This is a genomic window from Paenibacillus sp. S150, from assembly GCF_019352175.1.
GTDB lineage: Bacteria > Bacillota > Bacilli > Paenibacillales > Paenibacillaceae > Paenibacillus_AQ.
Map to the genome: position 1 here is coordinate 23,210 of NZ_JACBYI010000005.1, position 15,665 is coordinate 38,874.

Below are 15,665 nucleotides of genomic sequence, written 5' to 3' on the forward strand. Positions count from 1 at the left end.
GGTGTTCTTGGCTGCGGAAGGAGCTGAACCACTTGCCGAACCCAGTGAAAGTAGCCATTATCGGCACCGGCCGGTCCGGGGATCACTATTATTCCAATTGCAAAAGAATGTTCGATATTGTGCAGCTGGCCGCTTGCGCCGACGACAATGCGGAAGCTGCGCGGCGCCGGGCTGCCGCGTTAGGCACTCCGAAGGCTTGCTCGGTAGCTGAAGTGCTGGCGGACGGGGAGTTTGAGATCGTTGTGCATTTCGAGGGAGCAGCCATGACCCGGAGAATTCTTGAAGCGGGCAAGCATGCGTTCGCCGCAGGGAGCTTCGCCATGAGCCGGGAGGAAGCGGATGGGCTTATTGCCCTGGCGGAGTCCAGAGGGGTTATCCTTGGAACTGCTCCGGAAACGGTGCTGGGCGCAAGCTTCCAGGCCTGCCGCAAGCTGCTGAATGACGGCTGGCTTGGCTCTCCTTACGGGGGGAGGGCGGTGGTGGTCATGGACCGTTATTCATTCGCCGATCCGGGCCGGTTCTTGTCGGAGACCGCGTTCTACTTGACGAACTGGATTCATCTGCTGGGTCCTGTCCGCCAGGTAACAGCCTACCGGAGCGGTTATGAACTGGAGGCCCAGCTGCCGGCTCGTGTTGCGGAGGATGAGCTGCCAAAGAGTCCCGACGCCCATGTTACCGCCACCTTGCATTTTGCTGGCGGAGTTGTCGCCAACCTGTATATCGTGCTGAATGCGCCTCAGGACAGCCATGCTTTTGAAATTTATGGCACAGAGGGGAGCCTCTATATGCCCTATCCGCAGCTCTACGGCGGGCTGGTGCAAATGAAGCGCGAGGAAGAAATCAAGCTGAAGGTCCCATCCATCTACAATTATGGTGAAGAGTGCTCCGGCATCGGCGTGGCGGATATGGCTTATGTACTGAGGATGGGTACACCGCACCGCACAAATCCTGAAGTGGCCCGCCATGTGCTGGATGTGCAGCTCTCCATTGGGGAGTCGCTGGTGCTGGGTACGGGCGTGCAGGTCGAGAGCACCTGCAGCCGGCCGCAGCCGCTGCGGATCGGGCTGCCCGACGGGAAACTTGATGAGACAAGGGTCGAAGCAATGACTGCGGCGGACCAATAATGGAGGTGCCCGAAGATGGGTCTGTATTCCTTGGGGATTGATATAGGCACGACCGCCGTGAAGGCGATCCTGCTGTCGGAAGAAAGAATTGTCTATCAGACCAGCGCCGTACATGATCTGCTGTCACCGCAGCTGGGCTGGGCGGAAGAGGATGCCGGACGCTGGTGGAGCAACACGCTTCAGGTTGTGCGGGAAGTACTGCAGGCAGTTCCGGATGCCGGGGCGGGAATACAATGCATTGGTGTCAGCGGCATGGTTCCGGCAATTGTGCTGCTGGATGAACAAGGGGAGCCGCTGCGCAACAGCATCCAGCAGAATGACGCCCGGGCGGTGCAGGAGATTGAAGAGGTGCTTAGCGCACTGGACCAGAAAGCCCTGTATGCGGCGACTGGCGGCTGCACGAATCAGCAGCACATTTTACCCCGGCTGCTCTGGGTGCGGAAGCATGAGCCTGAAGTGTATGCAAGAATCGCCACGGTATGCGGTTCCTATGACTACATTGCCTATAAGCTCACCGGCATCCGTTCGCTGGAGATCAACTGGGCTGTGGAGAGCGGCATGTTCAATATCCGTACCCGCGAATGGCTGGAGGAGCAGCTTCCTCTGCTTGGATTGGCTGCCGCTTGCTTCCCGAAGGTCAGTGAGTCCGGCGAGATTATTGGGAGTGTCTCTGATGAGGCAGCTGCCATCACCGGCCTCCGTCCCGGCATTCCGGTCATTGCCGGAAGTGCGGATCATGTAGCTTCCACGCTGGCGGCGGGCATTGTTGCACCGGGCGATTTGCTGATCAAGTTTGGCGGAGCGGGTGATATCCTTTATTGCATGGATGAGATCCGGCCGGACCCGCAGCTCTTTTTTGATTACCATGTCTTTCCGGGCCATTATCTGCTGAACGGCTGCATGGCGTCCAGCGGCTCGCTTGTGAAATGGTATTCCCATCAATTTCTCCGGAATGAATCTCCGGAGCTGTTCAAGGAGCTGGATGAGGAAGCGGAGAAGCTGCGGCCCGGCTCGGACGGGCTGGTTATTCTGCCCTATTTTCTGGGAGAGAAAACGCCGATCTTCGATCCGGAGGCAAGAGGGGTTATGTTTGGTTTGACGCTTAGCCATACCCGCGGCCATGTCTTCCGCGCCATTCTGGAATCGGTAATCTACGGCTTCCGCCACCATATTGAGGTTATGGACGGGCTGGGCTACAGGCCGGCGCGGATTATGGCCACCAACGGCGGAGCCAAGAGCCGGTTCTGGTGCCAGATTGCAGCGAACGTACTGAACAGCGAGATCCGGTCTTATCCCGCACATCCGGGCTCGGCGCTGGGTGTGGCCTTTCTGGCCGGGAAGTCGGCGGGCCTTTACAAGCAATGGGAGCAGATTAACAGCTTCCTGACCGAATATCGTGACTTCATCCCCGACCCGAAGCAGGTGAAGGTGTATGACAAGGCTTACCTGATCTACCGCGAGCTGTATACGAATCTGAAGCCGATGTTCAGCCAGGCCAACGAGTTGTATTCTGAATAAAGATCAATCTTCTTATAACAAGGATAATAGAATAGATGGGAGAAGAGCAGGATGGAACTGGAAGGCAAAATTGCTGTAGTTACCGGCGCAGCCAGCGGTATCGGTCTAAGTATTGCAGCCCGCCTGGCGGAGGATGGGGCGACGGTTGTTGTTTGTGATCTGAATGGGAAGGCTGCGGAGACGGCTGCCGAACAGCTGCCCGGCACTGGGGTCCACCATGCGGTATCGGTGGATGTAACGAATAAGAGCCAGGTGCAGGAGGCCTTCAAGTCCATTATTGACCGTTACGGTGTTATTGATATTCTGTGCAACAATGCCGGTGTGTCCACGATGAACCGGATCGAGGATCTGACGGAGAAGGAATGGGATTTCAACTTCAATGTCAATACAAAGGGAGTGTTCCTGTGTACACAGGCCGCCTTTCCTTATATGAAGGAAAAAGGTAAGGGGAAGATTATCAACACCGCTTCCATGGCCGGCAAAAGAGCAACTCCGCTCCTCGCGCATTACGCTGCTTCCAAATGGGCGGTAGTCGGCTTCACCAAAAGCGCAGCGGTCGAATTCGCCCCCTTCGGCGTAACTGTCAACTGTGTCTGTCCGGGCTTCGTCAAGACGGGCATGCAGGAGCGGGAGCTGATCTGGGAAGCGGAGCTTAGAGGCATGACTGTGGAGGAGGTTCAGGAGGAATATATCCGGCTTACGCCGATGGGCCGGATTCAACAGCCTGAGGATGTGGCGAAGGCGGTCTGGTTCCTTGCGACCGAGCATGCAGGCTTCATCACCGGCGAAGCGCTGGATGTAACGGGCGGCGCGCATCTGCTGTAACAAGTTATGCACTACTAATGTCCGTGATCGGAGGAGACACGCATGAAGTTGCAATTCAATCCCATGGAGTACCCTTACCCATCCCGCCGCACTGCGGTTTACGGCAGGAAGGGAATGGTGGCAACCTCCCAGCAGCCCGCGGCACAAGCGGGTCTGGATATCCTTAAGAAAGGGGGCAACGCCGTCGATGCTGCCATCGCCGCAGCGGCCTGCCTGACTGTCGTGGAGCCGACCTCCAATGGCATCGGAGGCGATGCCTTCGCACTCGTCTGGATGAAGGACCGCCTTCACGGGCTGAATGCCAGCGGACCGGCGCCGGCCGGAATCTCAATTGAGCAGCTGGAGGCCTCCGGCCTGACCGAGATGCCGGTCTACGGCTGGACGCCGGTTACTGTGCCGGGAGCGCCCTCAGCCTGGGCTGCCTTGTCGGAACGTTTCGGGCGGCTCGCACTCGCGGAAGTGCTGGCACCGGCCATCCGTTATGCGGAGGAAGGCTATGCAGTATCCCCGACGCTCAGCTATTTCTGGAGCATGGCGTTTGAACGCCACCGCAAGGAAATGGAGCCGGAGCTGTTCGGGCAGTGGCAGGGAACCTTTACGGTGAACGGCCGGGCGCCGCGTCCGGGTGAGATCTGGTCGTCTCCGGACCACGCCTCTACGCTGCGGGCAATTGCAGAGAGCGGGGCGGAGGCCTTCTACCGCGGCGGCCTGGCGGAGCAGATTGATGCTTATTCACGGGCGAATGGTGGGTATCTGCGGGCTGGTGACCTGGCTGCGTACCGTCCGGAATGGGTAGAACCGATCAGCTCCAATTACAAGGGGTACGATGTCTGGGAGATTCCGCCGAATGGACAGGGAATTGTCACTCTGATGGCACTCAACATCCTGAAGGGGCTGGAGCCTGAGACGATGAATGACGCGCGGATCTGCCACCGCCGGATTGAGGCGGTCAAGCTGGCGTTTGAAGACGGCCTGTGGGAGGTCACAGACCCGGCCTTCATGGAGTCAGGGGCGGTTCAGCGTCTGCTGTCCGAGGAATACGCCGCCCGGCAGCGGGAACGGATTGCCGAGGAGGCGCTTCTGCCGGGCACGCCGCCGATTCCGACAGGAGGAACGGTGTATCTGTGCACGGCGGATGATGAAGGGAATATGGTGTCCTATATCCAGAGCAATTATATGGAGTTTGGATCGGGCCTGGTTGTACCGGGAACGGGAATTGCCCTCCATAACCGGGGGCATTCCTTCTCGCTTAATCCGGCGCACCACAATGCGCTTCAGCCCGGAAAACGGACCTATCATACCATCATTCCGGGCTTCCTGTCGCGTGATGGCCAGCCTATCGGGCCGTTCGGAGTCATGGGCGCTTTCATGCAGCCTCAGGGCCATCTGCAGGTGCTGCTGAACACGCTTGATGAAGGGATGAACCCGCAGGCGGCGCTGGATATGCCCCGGTGGCGCTGGGAGAGCGGCCGGAAGGTGCTGATCGAGCCCTCTTTCCCCGAGGATCTGGCAGAAGCGCTTAGACAGCGGGGGCATGAGCTGGAGATCGGCAGCAATCCCGGCATGTTCGGGCGGGGGCAGATTATCTGGCGGGACCCGGGTACAGGCGTCCTCTGCGGCGGAACCGACCCCCGTACGGACGGCTGTGTCGCCGCCTGGTAAGCAGGATCGAGCGAATGGAGAGGTGCAGGCAACGTTCAACAATAGCAACGACATGCTGATATTTTACTAACATGACCGATAAGGAGAGAGTGCCAATGACTTGGTTAAAAGAGGTAATCGGAACCGAGAAAGCGATTATTGCCATGTGCCACTTAAATGCGCTGCCCGGTGATCCCGGGTTCAATCCCGAGAAGGGGATGGAGGATGTGGTGGAGTGGGCAAAAAAAGACCTCATGGCACTGCAGGATGGCGGTGTGGATGCAGTCATGTTCTCCAACGAATTCAGCCTGCCTTATCTTACGGATGTCAAGACTGAGACGGTGGCTGCGATGGCCCGGATCATCGGGGAGCTGATGCCGATGATCCGTGTGCCGTTCGGAGTAAATGTGCTCTGGGATGCCAGAAAATCGCTGGATCTGGCTGCTGCCACCGGAGCCAAGTTCGTGCGCGAGATTTTCTCCGGGGTATATGCCAGCGACTTCGGCCTCTGGAATACGAATGTCGGTGAAACCATCCGCCATCAGCACCGGATCGGAGCGTCCGGTGTGAAGCTGCTGTATAACATTGTGCCTGAGGCTGCGCAATACCTGGCCCACCGCGAGGTCAGCAGCATTGCCAGAACGACGGTGTTCAACAACCGGCCGGATGCGCTTTGTGTATCCGGGTTAACCGCAGGCGCACCAACAGATTCCCAGACTTTGCGGCTCGTGAAGGACGCTGTTCCGGGGACGGTTGTGCTGGCGAATACAGGCATGCGCCTGGACTCCGTGGAGACCCAATTGTCTGTAGCCGACGGTGCGGTTGTGGGGACGACCTTCAAATATGAAGGCATCTTTGAAAATCATGTGGATGTCCAGCGGGTTGCCGCCTTCATGAACAAGGTTAAGCAGTTCAGAAAGGGCGTTCTGGAAGAAGCCAGAACTACCCTCGTCTAGGGCGGGACGGCGAAACGAATGCCTGGTATGAAATAGGGGCTGCAATTATAGCAGTGCTTCACGATCGGCATCTAAGGGGCTGCGAGGAAATTAGCGGTACTTTATTTCGTCGCAGTCTAAGACGGTTCTGCTTGCTGCCTGCTTCCGCGATTAAGCGGGGGCAGGCGCTTATACTCTGGTTCATGTGGAGGGTGGATGGTTATGGGGAATGGGTTGAGCGGGCTGGCCGCACTCACCGGCACGGCTTGGGAATGGATGAATGAGCCCCGGCACTGGCAGCTTGAGAATGGGGTGCTGAAGATGACGGCAACACAGGCGGAGGATTTCTTCAATGATCCGCAGAATGAAAGCAAGGTGGCGACTGCGCCATTCGCATATACGGAGCTTGCCGGGAATTTTGCCGTTCAGGTACAGGTTGGTGTGGAAATGAAGGCGCAGTGCGATTCAATCTGTCTCATGATGTTCGATACGGAGGCTAATTGGGCTAAAATTTGCTTTGAGCACATGAATACTGAGCCTTCGATTGTAACCGTCATAACCCGGGAGCGGTCGGATGATTGTATCTCCGGGAGGGTGGCTGCGCAGGAGCCTTATTTGCGATTATCGCGGTATGATAACGTTTTTGCCTTCCACAGCTCGGAAAACGGAGCCGACTGGTCTGTTGTCCGCTATTTCCGGCAGGAAATGCCGGAGACGGTCAAGGTGGGGCTGGTCGTGCAGTCGCCGTCCGGTCCTGAATGCACAGGAAGCTTCCGCTCCTTCCGTGTGCTGAAGAACAGGGAACGGGATGTCCGGATTATCGGCATGGCGGGGGAGCCTTCATGACAATTCTATATGCCGGCGGCCAGGCCTGTGATGTTGATGTTGTTGTTTTCGATAAGGACGGTCTGCTGTTCGACTCCCGGCATTTCTGGAAGATGCTTGCCTATGCCCGGCTGCAGGTGCTCACCGAAGTGATCGGGTCCGAGGGGGCCGCGGAATGGTGCCGCCTGTTCGGGGTGCGCACTGCACATGAAGAGCTAGACGGGGCGGACCCGGACGGGATCTTTGCACTGGCGTCCCCTGAGGAGGAAATCGTAGTTACGGCTTCCGTAATCCGTTCCTTTACAGGTCTTGACTGGGGGGAGTGCCGAAGCCGTGCGCAAGCTGTATTTAAGCAATCGGACGCCGGGTTTGACCTTGCCGGTGCGCTGCGGCCTAAATCCGGCTTCCCGTTTATCTTCGACCGCCTTGAACGGGCGGGGCTTGCTTATGGTATTGCAACCTCCGATGATCTGAGCCGCACGCTGGTCTCGCTTGAGCAGTTCGGCCAGTCTGGGCGGACCCGCTTCATTGTCACACCGAAGGATGTGAAGCGCGGCAAGCCGAATCCCGATATGCTGGAGCGGGTTGCGGAGCTTACAGGGACGATGCCTGCCAGAATTGCCATGGTAGGTGATTCTTTTGTGGATGTGCAGATGGCGCGTGCAGCGGGCTGCATCGGAATCGGCATCCCCGATGATCCGGCCATGAAGCTGAAAATGCTGCCCTTTGCGGATATCATCCTGGACTCGCTTGAAGAAATTCGTGTTCCCGGTGATGAGGATGCAGCACCGTCCGTATATATAGCTGCGGGTGAAGGGGGCTAATGCGGTGGGGTACATTTTGCCGGGAGTTTGCCGGCCTGCCTCCGGACACGGCAATCGGGCATTTGCATCTGCATGTTAAGGGGATGCGCCACGCGGAAAGGTTCTATTGTGGAGTGATGGGCTTCGCAGCTACGCTTCATTATGGGCCTTCCGCCCTGTTCGTAGCTCCCGGCGGGTATCACCATCATCTCGGGCTGAACATCTGGGCGGGTCCCGGAGCGCCGACGCCGCCGGAGCATGCCGCCGGTCTGAAGGAATATACGATTGTGCTTCCCGGAGAGACGGAGCTGGAGGCTCTGGCCGCACGGCTGCGGACAGCGGGCGTAGAGCTGACGGCCGGGGAAGACGGACTGCGTTTTCGCGATCCGTCCGAGATTGGAGTCCGGCTGGTCGCGGAGTGCGCTGAAGTATAGATATATATAGAAGCAGAATATGCATTACTTATCGCCGGGGCTGGAATTTCTGTGAGGGTATCATCAGTTTGCCGTTTGCGGAATGGAGGAGATCGATGGAATCGGACAATAAGAACAACGAAGATTCGTATGCGGGATACATCCGAATGATACAGCGGCAATATGAACTGGTGGAGGATGAGCTTCCGCCAACCCATCTTTGCGGCGGCATGACCGAGGTTATGGTTCCAGTCCGTGACGGGACTAAGCTGAACACGAGGATCTATGTCCCCGCCGGGACCGGGCCATGGCCGGTCATACTGGAACGGAATCCCTATCCTGACATGCACCCGGTAGCTGAGCTTGCGGCCTGGGAATGGACGAAGTACGGTTATGCCGCCGTTTTGCAGGATTGCCGGGGCACAGGAGGTTCTGAAGGAAGGTGGGAGCCGTTCGAGAACGAGCGCAATGATGGGCTTGATGTCATTCATTGGATCATAGAGCAGTCATGGATGAACGGCAGTATGGCTATGAATGGCCAGTCTTACGGAGGTTTCGTGCAGTGGATCTTGGCTGACCGCCTGCCTCCGGAGGTGAAGACCTTGTTCATTGGCGTATTCGGTACGGAACGGCACCGGCAAATGTACATGAACGGTATGTTTCGCCATGAAATATACACGTTCTGGGCTGTACAAAATAATGGAGCCGCACCGCTGGCTGATCCCGGAGGCGTATACCGGAGCATGCTTCAGCATGTACCGCATATCGAAGCCGATGCTGCCAGTATTGGACAGGAGCTGCCCTGGTACCGTGAATGGCTGCTGAGTCCGGGAGCGGATGCCGCAGCATGGGATGTGGAGCCGTGGTCGGGGCTGCAGGCAATGCCTGGACTGGTCAGTGTGCCGTTATATCTGTTCGGAGGCTGGTTCGACCATCATCTGGACGGGATGATGTGTGCATATGAAGGGCTGCCTGATCAGGTGAAAAGCGCAAGCCGCTTTGTGATCGGACCCTGGGTTCATACGCTGCAAACCGCAGGAGATCTGGAAATGGGCAATGCTGAATCTAGTCCGCTGCGCGAAGCGATACTCTGGTTCGACCACCAGCTAAAGGGCAAGCCGTATGCTTACAGCACAGGTGTGGTGGATACTTATGTGGTAGGAGATGACGGATGGCGGGCCTGGACCGATTGGGGAAGGCGGGATAAAACCCTTAAGCTGCATATGGACTCCGGGGGCTCCGTTGTGGACGGAGCGTTGAAGCTTATGGATAAACCGGGCGGTGAAGGGCGGATAACGTTCCGGTATGATCCCCGTAAGCCGGTCCGCACGCTGGGCGGCGATGCCTTGTTGGCCTGGATTAATCCAGCCTTTGGGGGAAGCAGGCCGGCGAGTGTACTGCAGCTTGCCCCGGGCGAAAGGGAGGATATTATAACATTCGTTACAGAGCCGTTTCATGATGAGCTTGCTATAGCGGGTGCAATCAGAGCCTGTCTGAGTGTCCGGTCCGATGCGGTGGACACGGCGTTTACGGTCAAGGTATCCGAGATGAAGGGGGATGGAGGCGCTTATAATATTCGTGACGGAATCACCACTCTTGCTTACCGCAACGGAGCCGGTTCTCCACAGGACTATGTACCGGGAGATACTGCCGGTCTTGAGATAGAGCTGTGGCCCGTGGCCTGGACCCTGTCCGCCGGTTCCAGGCTTAGAGTGGATATATCCTCATCCAACTTCCCTGCCTATCACCTGCACTCCAATCACGCCGGCAACTGGGCGCTGCAGCAAGAGTTCCGCGCTGCTAACCAGACTCTACTTACGGGGGCGGAGCATAACGCCTGGATTGAAATTCCTTTGGGATAATACGGGCCTATGGTGCCGGGGGAACATAACGGCAGTTTGACGCGCATAGCGCCTTTTAAGTCGGAAGCGGCTTAGAGGCGCTTTTTGGGATGCTTTTTGAACGAATAATGAAAAATATTGATCTGCTTTTACTGATTGTGTATAATTTTATTCATAAACTTTCAAAATAATTACAGTATTTTGTATTCTATACTGGAATAATGAAATGTCATCGTCTGAAGTGCCGCAAAAGAGCGGCATATATGTCTATCTGATCAGTTCCGTGTTATATTGTGTCTATTAATGTCTGGAGAGAGGTTTTCTTATGACGAGTTCCCGTGAAAAGGAAATTATCAAGTTACTGCAGGACAAGTCCCCGCTTAAGATCGAGGAGCTGGCCAGGCTGCTTCAGGTGTCCGAGCCTACCGTAAGACGCGATCTGATTGCCATGGAACGCAAAGGGCTGATTCTGCGGGAGCGAGGGGGGGCATCTTTGCCCGGGCTTGGTGTGGAGCCGCTGTTCACCCAGCGGCAGAACCAGAATCATGAGCTGAAGCGGAACATCGCCAAGTACGCTGCCAGTCTCGTCAAGCCGGGGGATGTAATCGCACTGGATGCGGGGACGACAACCGTAGAGCTTGCCAAGGAGCTGCTGAAGCTGGAGAACCTGACAGTCTTTACTTATTCCATGCCTGTGGCGTTTGTCCTGACAAGAAGTCTGCATGACATTTATGTCATTGGGGGTCATCTCCGCAAATCCGAGCAGTCAATGGTAGGCAATCTGGCTATGGATATGATCCGGCAATTTAATTTCGATTATTTCTTTATGGGGCTTGGCGGATTTAATGAAGAGAACGGTCCTACGGATTATATTCTCGATGAGGTCGAGATGAAGCGGCTCATCATTCAGCGCTCGAAGAAGGTTATCGCCCTTGCCGATATTTCAAAGTTTGATAACGCTTCACTCGTCAAGGTGTGCGAGTATGAAGAGATCGATGAGATTGTGACCAATATTCCGGAAAAGGATGAACGGGAACGTCTCCGGTTCCATTCGAATATTACTTTGGTATAGAGGCGGCGCGGACAATAATAGAATACGGAAAGGTTTTCTGCGGAACGGAGTGGGCCGATGGCTTGCGGATGTTTCGCTTTTTTGTGTTCAAAAGCTTATATATAACATAAACATAACAAAAAAAGTTACTTAAAATATAAATAATTGATCAAATAGTTTCAGATAATGATTATTATTGATTAAATTATAAATAAATATTGACTGCAATTAATGTGTGACCTATAATTCGATATAATATGAAAGGTAGTCTTCGATACAATGTCATGTTTTATTACATTATCAACGGGAACTATATTGGAGGTGGATTGCTCATGGCTGAACAGAACCGGAAAGAGCTGGAGAATGTAATGGCAGCTCGAAGCCGCCGAGGGCTTGAGCTGCATGGCGGACGTTTGCTGTCTCTTTTCAAAACAAAGGTGAAGGGCCCGGAGGTGCTGCGCCAATTTGTCTTTGTCGGACCGGCGGCGCTGCTCTTCCTGATTGCCGTTGCTGTTCCCTTTGTGCTGGGTGTTTACTATTCGATGACAGACTGGAACGGGATATCCAAGACCCATTCCTTTATCGGGCTGCAGAATTACATTCAGATTTTTTCGGATGATGCCAAATTTCTTCGTTCCTTCTGGTTCACCGTAAGGATTTCGGTAGTGATTACAGTGCTGATGAATGTGCTTGGATTCCTCGTTGCGCTGCTGCTTATGAATCCGTTCCGTTTCCGGAACGGCCTCAGAACTTCCTTTTTTATGCCGAATGTTCTGGGCGGTCTGGTGCTTGGCTTCATCTGGCAGTTTATCTTCACGAAGGGCTTTGAGGCGCTGGGCGCTTCGACGGGCTGGAGCCTGTTCCAGATTCCCTGGCTGGCCACGGAGAGTACGGCCTTCTGGGCCGTTGTGCTGGTCACTGTATGGCAGGGGATGGGCTACGTTATGGTCATCTACATTGCAGGTCTGTCCAACATTCCGGCTGAACTGAAGGAGGCGGCCAGGGTCGATGGTGCGAACAAGTGGGTTATGCTAAGCCGGATCACCTTTCCGCTGATCATGTCTTCGATTACCATCTGCTTGTTCTGGAGCATAAATGTTACGCTCAAGATTTTTGACGTGAACATCTCGCTCACCAATGGCGGACCGTTCGGCACTACGGAATCTGTTACCCTGAACCTGTACTACTCTGCTTTCCGGGATAACTTCCTGGGCGTGGGCTCGGCCAAGGCGGTCATATTCTTCCTGATTGTTGTTCTGATTACTTCCGTTCAAGTGTATTTCACCAAGAGAAAGGAAGTGGAAGCATGAGAAGGCTGAAGTCCCGGTATGCCCTGCTGGAGGTTCTGGTTGCCCTGCTTGCTGTGCTGTTCCTGCTGCCGTTCTATCTTGTTGTGAGTAATTCATTCAAGGCCAACGGGGACATCCTGTCCGGTATGATGGCCCTCCCAGGCTCGCTCCGTCTGGAGAACTACGCGAATGCCTGGGAGCTGCTGAATTTTCCGACGGTTCTGACCAACTCTGTGCTGATTACGGTTCTGAGCAATATTGGCACTACGTTATTCGCCGCAATGGCTGCGCATCAATTTATCCGCAGGAAGCACTGGATTAACAACTATTTGTTCGCATTGTTTGTTGCCTCCATGGTTATTCCGTTTCATACACTGATGATTCCGCTGGTGCAGGTGCTGAAGTCTATGGGACTGACTAACAGTATCGCGGGAGTTGTTATTGCTTATTGGGGTCTCAGTATTTCATTTGCAATTTTTCTGTTCCATGGCTTCATTAAATCTCTTCCTTTGGAGATTGAAGAGGCTGCGCTAATCGACGGCTGTACCCCCTACAGCTTGTTTGCAAGAATTGTGATGCCGCTGCTCAGGCCGATTACGGCAACTGTCATCATGGTCCATACCTTGTGGTACTGGAATGATTTTCTCCTGCCGTTGCTGCTGCTTCAGCGGCCTGACCTTCGCACGATACCGGTGGCTATCAACTCCATGTTCGGTCAATACATGAAAAATTGGGAGCTGGCGCTTCCGGCATTAACGATGGCTATAGCCCCTGCTGCCCTGCTCTTTCTGGTGCTGCAGCGCCAGGTGATGGAAGGCGTCACGAACGGAGCGGTTAAGGGATAGATGGCGAGAGTTCAATGTTATATCCATGTCAATTGTTATGATATGGATATTTTTTTGTCTGATTTAGCTGTTTATAAGGGGTGTGAATATGTAAATGAAGAGTTTTTGATGAAAACAAATAAAATATTAATCATTATGTGATTATTATTGACTATTTAAGATACATTTCTTATAATTTTAAATATAAGGTTGGCACTTATTCTTACATGAAATGAATGAATAATGTGCTGAAACGAGATTGTGAAGCGATATACTACATACAGCTAACATCCCTCGACAGGTAAGCCAACCCAAAACCATTACTTTTTTGGAGGGATTTAAGGTGGGGAAGTGGAAACTAACAGGTTTTTGCGGATTGTTGTTCTTGTTGATGTTGCTGACGGCATGCTCCGGCAGTTCAAGTGAAGCCAACGGAGATACGGCTGCAGGCTCCGATGCCACGCCTTCCCAGGCTGCTGCTTCAGAGCCTGTAACACTGCGGATTTTCACCAACCTTACTGAAGCATCAGATGCGTTCAAAGTCCTCAAGGAAAAGTACGAAGCCGAGTTCCCCAACGTCACACTGGAAATTGATGCAACGGGGGACAACAATTTTGGAACCGCGATGAAAGCAAGAATGGCTGCCGGAGAGATGCCGGATATTTTCACAAACAGCGGGGGGAGCGAGCTGGGCCTTTGGGGAGACTATATGGAGGACCTCTCTTCTGAAGCCTGGATTTCTGAAGCTCAGGACAATACGCTGAACAATATTACCGTGGATGGCAAGGTATATGGGTTTCCGTTGACGATATCGGGTTTCGGATTTATGTATAACAAGGATCTCTTCGCCAAAGCGGGAATTACGGAAGTGCCTGCTACGATGACAACCTTAAAGGAAGCGGTAGACAAGCTGAACGCGGCCGGGATTCCTGCCTTCATTCCCCCCTTCGGTGAATGGTATACTCCAGGCGTTTTCGAAGCGAACAATCCGGTAGCGAAGCAGGCAGATCCGGTCAAGTTCCTGGCTGATCTCACAGCAGGCAGCGACAAGATTACCGGAAATCAATTGTTCATGGACTGGCTCGATCTATTTATGCTTGAAGTCAAGAATGCCAATAAAAATGTCCTGACTATCGACTATACGACGATGGTAACGGATTTTGCGAATGGTGAAGGGGCGATAACGCTGGGCTCCAGCTTCTCACAGCCTTTGCTCGATCAGATCAACCCGGATGTGAACCTGGGCGTTATGCCTATGCCGATCAATGATGATGCGGAACTGAATGACAAGATTTTTGTTGGGGTCTCTGCTTATCTGGCGGTGAACAAGGATTCCAAGGTGAAAGACGAGGCAAAGAAACTTCTGAATTGGCTGGCTGCGAGCGAGACCGGCAAAGCGGTGCTTGTTAATGATTTCAAGTTCATTCCGACGATGAAAGGGGTAGAAACGACTCCTGAGGCAGTAGGCTCCATAGGCTCATCTATGATGGAATACATTGATGCAGGCAAGACACTCTCTTATTACTACAATGATTATCCGGAAGGTCTGACTACTGAGTGGGGGACCATCCTCCAGGAATACGCGGCAGAACGCATCACGAAGGAACAAACGCTGGAGCGGTTCCAGGCTGCATGGGATCAATTCAATAAGTAAAAGGATTTCGGAAGCGTGGCCTTCTTCATTGCGGTGAAGGGGTCATGCTTTTTTGCGGATAAGGGGATTCCCCCTGGAAAGTTAGACCTGCAGAGATTGCGGAGGTATCACTTCCGTCACCGGACAGAATCCGGGAGCAGCGGAGCACAGCCGCCGGGCGAATTCCGGGCGCAGCTTGGAGAGTTCTCTGAAGTAACTGCCCAGTGCGTGATTGAGGCTGACGGAGCCTTTTTGGAAGGAGAGGGGGCAGAAGGTCTGGACATGGCTGTAATAATACCGTTTGTCCCGGTTCGGCAGCTTGAAGATCGAGGGCGGAACGTAAGCGGCAGCGTCAAAAAGATTGGCAATGCGGTAGCTGTTCGGGACATGCTTGCTGCAGGCTTGTGCAAAGGCCGGATCACCGGTGCGGGGAGAACCATAGGTATACAGATGCGGTGTGTTATATTCGGTATTGGCGGCAATATCCGCTGCACACAGGGTTGCGAGTGCTCCGCCGAGGCTGTGGCCCGTAATATACAGTCTTTTGCCGGAAGGCAGCCTGGAGAGTGCAGAGAGAAGCCCGCTGCGGGCGGAGGAATAGATGTCGGTGAAGCCGCGGTGCGCAAGGCAGTCTTCCTTAATGTATTTGAATTTTTTCTGCATGGCGTTGGCGTTGGAGATCCAGTTGACTGTCGAGCTGCTTCCGCGAAAGGCGATAATAATCTCTTCCGGAGATTCGAGGATGAACCCGAAGCGCTCCCGGATTTGGCCCAAGGATTTCGCATGAATTATGTGGCTGACCGAATAACCCATTGGAACGGTAAACGCACCGTCTATATTGTTAAACTGGACATAGGTCTGTCCGCAGACAGCCGCCAGAAAGATTGCCCGCTCTTCAAAAGCCTGATTGCTGCTCATTCGCATCCCGTCCTTCCCATTATTC

The 15,665-nt window shown here is 54.2% G+C and carries 14 protein-coding genes; 13 read left to right on the forward strand and 1 reads right to left on the reverse strand.

The window, feature by feature from the left end; all coding sequences use genetic code 11:
* Positions 1–32 precede the first annotated feature (32 nt).
* The 13 genes from HYD27_RS07245 to HYD27_RS07305 all read left to right on the forward strand — a co-directional run bounded on the left by HYD27_RS07245 (position 33) and on the right by HYD27_RS07305 (position 14,743).
* Positions 33–1,124: a Gfo/Idh/MocA family protein gene (locus tag HYD27_RS07245; protein WP_219213061.1), complete on the forward strand. Its 1,092-nt coding sequence runs from the start codon at positions 33–35 to the stop codon at positions 1,122–1,124.
* A gap of 15 nt (positions 1,125–1,139) precedes the next feature.
* Positions 1,140–2,642 carry an FGGY-family carbohydrate kinase gene (locus tag HYD27_RS07250; protein WP_219213063.1) on the forward strand — a complete coding sequence of 501 codons (1,503 nt, stop codon included), beginning with the start codon at positions 1,140–1,142 and terminating at the stop codon, positions 2,640–2,642.
* Between the two features lie 51 nt (positions 2,643–2,693).
* Positions 2,694–3,467, forward strand: coding sequence for an SDR family NAD(P)-dependent oxidoreductase (locus HYD27_RS07255; RefSeq protein WP_219213064.1), 774 nt, complete (start codon positions 2,694–2,696; stop codon positions 3,465–3,467).
* A 42-nt stretch (positions 3,468–3,509) separates the two neighbouring features.
* Complete coding sequence (locus tag HYD27_RS07260) at positions 3,510–5,129, forward strand: gamma-glutamyltransferase family protein (RefSeq protein WP_219213066.1); 1,620 nt, start codon at positions 3,510–3,512, stop codon at positions 5,127–5,129.
* Positions 5,130–5,224: 95 nt separating this feature from the next.
* Complete coding sequence (locus HYD27_RS07265) at positions 5,225–6,064, forward strand: BtpA/SgcQ family protein (protein ID WP_219213068.1); 840 nt, start codon at positions 5,225–5,227, stop codon at positions 6,062–6,064.
* 201 nt (positions 6,065–6,265) lie between these two features.
* Complete coding sequence (locus tag HYD27_RS07270; protein ID WP_219213069.1) at positions 6,266–6,889, forward strand: DUF1349 domain-containing protein; 624 nt, start codon at positions 6,266–6,268, stop codon at positions 6,887–6,889.
* Entirely contained in the window at positions 6,886–7,692 is an 807-nt protein-coding gene (locus tag HYD27_RS07275; protein WP_219213071.1) for an HAD-IA family hydrolase, read from the forward strand. The genes HYD27_RS07270 and HYD27_RS07275 overlap by 4 nt, the downstream gene beginning before the upstream one ends.
* A complete protein-coding gene (locus HYD27_RS07280; protein ID WP_219213074.1) occupies positions 7,692–8,105 on the forward strand; it encodes a VOC family protein in 414 nt (137 codons plus the stop codon). Before HYD27_RS07275 ends, HYD27_RS07280 begins: the two co-directional genes overlap by 1 nt.
* A 95-nt stretch (positions 8,106–8,200) precedes the next feature.
* A complete protein-coding gene (locus HYD27_RS07285) occupies positions 8,201–9,946 on the forward strand; it encodes a CocE/NonD family hydrolase (RefSeq protein ID WP_219213075.1) in 1,746 nt (581 codons plus the stop codon).
* Between the two features lie 304 nt (positions 9,947–10,250).
* The gene (locus HYD27_RS07290; protein WP_219213077.1) at positions 10,251–10,997 is read left to right on the forward strand and encodes a DeoR/GlpR family DNA-binding transcription regulator; all 747 of its coding nucleotides are present in this window, start codon (positions 10,251–10,253) and stop codon (positions 10,995–10,997) included.
* Positions 10,998–11,308: 311 nt separating this feature from the next.
* Positions 11,309–12,286 (forward strand): carbohydrate ABC transporter permease, encoded by a 978-nt coding sequence (locus tag HYD27_RS07295; RefSeq protein ID WP_228745027.1) that lies wholly within the window; start codon positions 11,309–11,311, stop codon positions 12,284–12,286.
* Positions 12,283–13,110, forward strand: a complete 828-nt coding sequence (locus tag HYD27_RS07300; RefSeq protein WP_219213079.1) for a carbohydrate ABC transporter permease — start codon at positions 12,283–12,285, stop codon at positions 13,108–13,110. Before HYD27_RS07295 ends, HYD27_RS07300 begins: the two co-directional genes overlap by 4 nt.
* Before the next feature lie 322 nt (positions 13,111–13,432).
* On the forward strand, positions 13,433–14,743 hold the full coding sequence (locus HYD27_RS07305; protein ID WP_219213080.1) for an ABC transporter substrate-binding protein: 1,311 nt from the start codon (positions 13,433–13,435) through the stop codon (positions 14,741–14,743).
* An 81-nt stretch (positions 14,744–14,824) separates the two neighbouring features.
* Here the strand turns inward: HYD27_RS07305 and HYD27_RS07310 are convergent, their stop codons facing one another.
* Positions 14,825–15,640, reverse strand: a complete 816-nt coding sequence (locus tag HYD27_RS07310) for a lipase family protein (protein ID WP_219213081.1) — start codon at positions 15,638–15,640, stop codon at positions 14,825–14,827.
* Positions 15,641–15,665: the final 25 nt, after the last annotated feature.

What these genes read in the sequence shown, in the direction of transcription:
- HYD27_RS07295 (WP_228745027.1), top strand. Translation starts at nt 11,309, where the DNA reads ATGGCTGAACAGAACCGGAAAGAGCTGGAGAATGTAATGGCAGCTCGA.
- HYD27_RS07285 (WP_219213075.1), top strand. Translation starts at nt 8,201, where the DNA reads ATGGAATCGGACAATAAGAACAACGAAGATTCGTATGCGGGATACATC.
- HYD27_RS07290 (WP_219213077.1), top strand. Translation starts at nt 10,251, where the DNA reads ATGACGAGTTCCCGTGAAAAGGAAATTATCAAGTTACTGCAGGACAAG.
- HYD27_RS07280 (WP_219213074.1), top strand. Translation starts at nt 7,692, where the DNA reads ATGCGGTGGGGTACATTTTGCCGGGAGTTTGCCGGCCTGCCTCCGGAC.
- HYD27_RS07270 (WP_219213069.1), top strand. Translation starts at nt 6,266, where the DNA reads ATGGGGAATGGGTTGAGCGGGCTGGCCGCACTCACCGGCACGGCTTGG.
- HYD27_RS07255 (WP_219213064.1), top strand. Translation starts at nt 2,694, where the DNA reads ATGGAACTGGAAGGCAAAATTGCTGTAGTTACCGGCGCAGCCAGCGGT.
- HYD27_RS07310 (WP_219213081.1), bottom strand. Translation starts at nt 15,640, where the DNA reads ATGAGCAGCAATCAGGCTTTTGAAGAGCGGGCAATCTTTCTGGCGGCT.
- HYD27_RS07250 (WP_219213063.1), top strand. Translation starts at nt 1,140, where the DNA reads ATGGGTCTGTATTCCTTGGGGATTGATATAGGCACGACCGCCGTGAAG.
- HYD27_RS07260 (WP_219213066.1), top strand. Translation starts at nt 3,510, where the DNA reads ATGAAGTTGCAATTCAATCCCATGGAGTACCCTTACCCATCCCGCCGC.
- HYD27_RS07265 (WP_219213068.1), top strand. Translation starts at nt 5,225, where the DNA reads ATGACTTGGTTAAAAGAGGTAATCGGAACCGAGAAAGCGATTATTGCC.
- HYD27_RS07300 (WP_219213079.1), top strand. Translation starts at nt 12,283, where the DNA reads ATGAGAAGGCTGAAGTCCCGGTATGCCCTGCTGGAGGTTCTGGTTGCC.
- HYD27_RS07275 (WP_219213071.1), top strand. Translation starts at nt 6,886, where the DNA reads ATGACAATTCTATATGCCGGCGGCCAGGCCTGTGATGTTGATGTTGTT.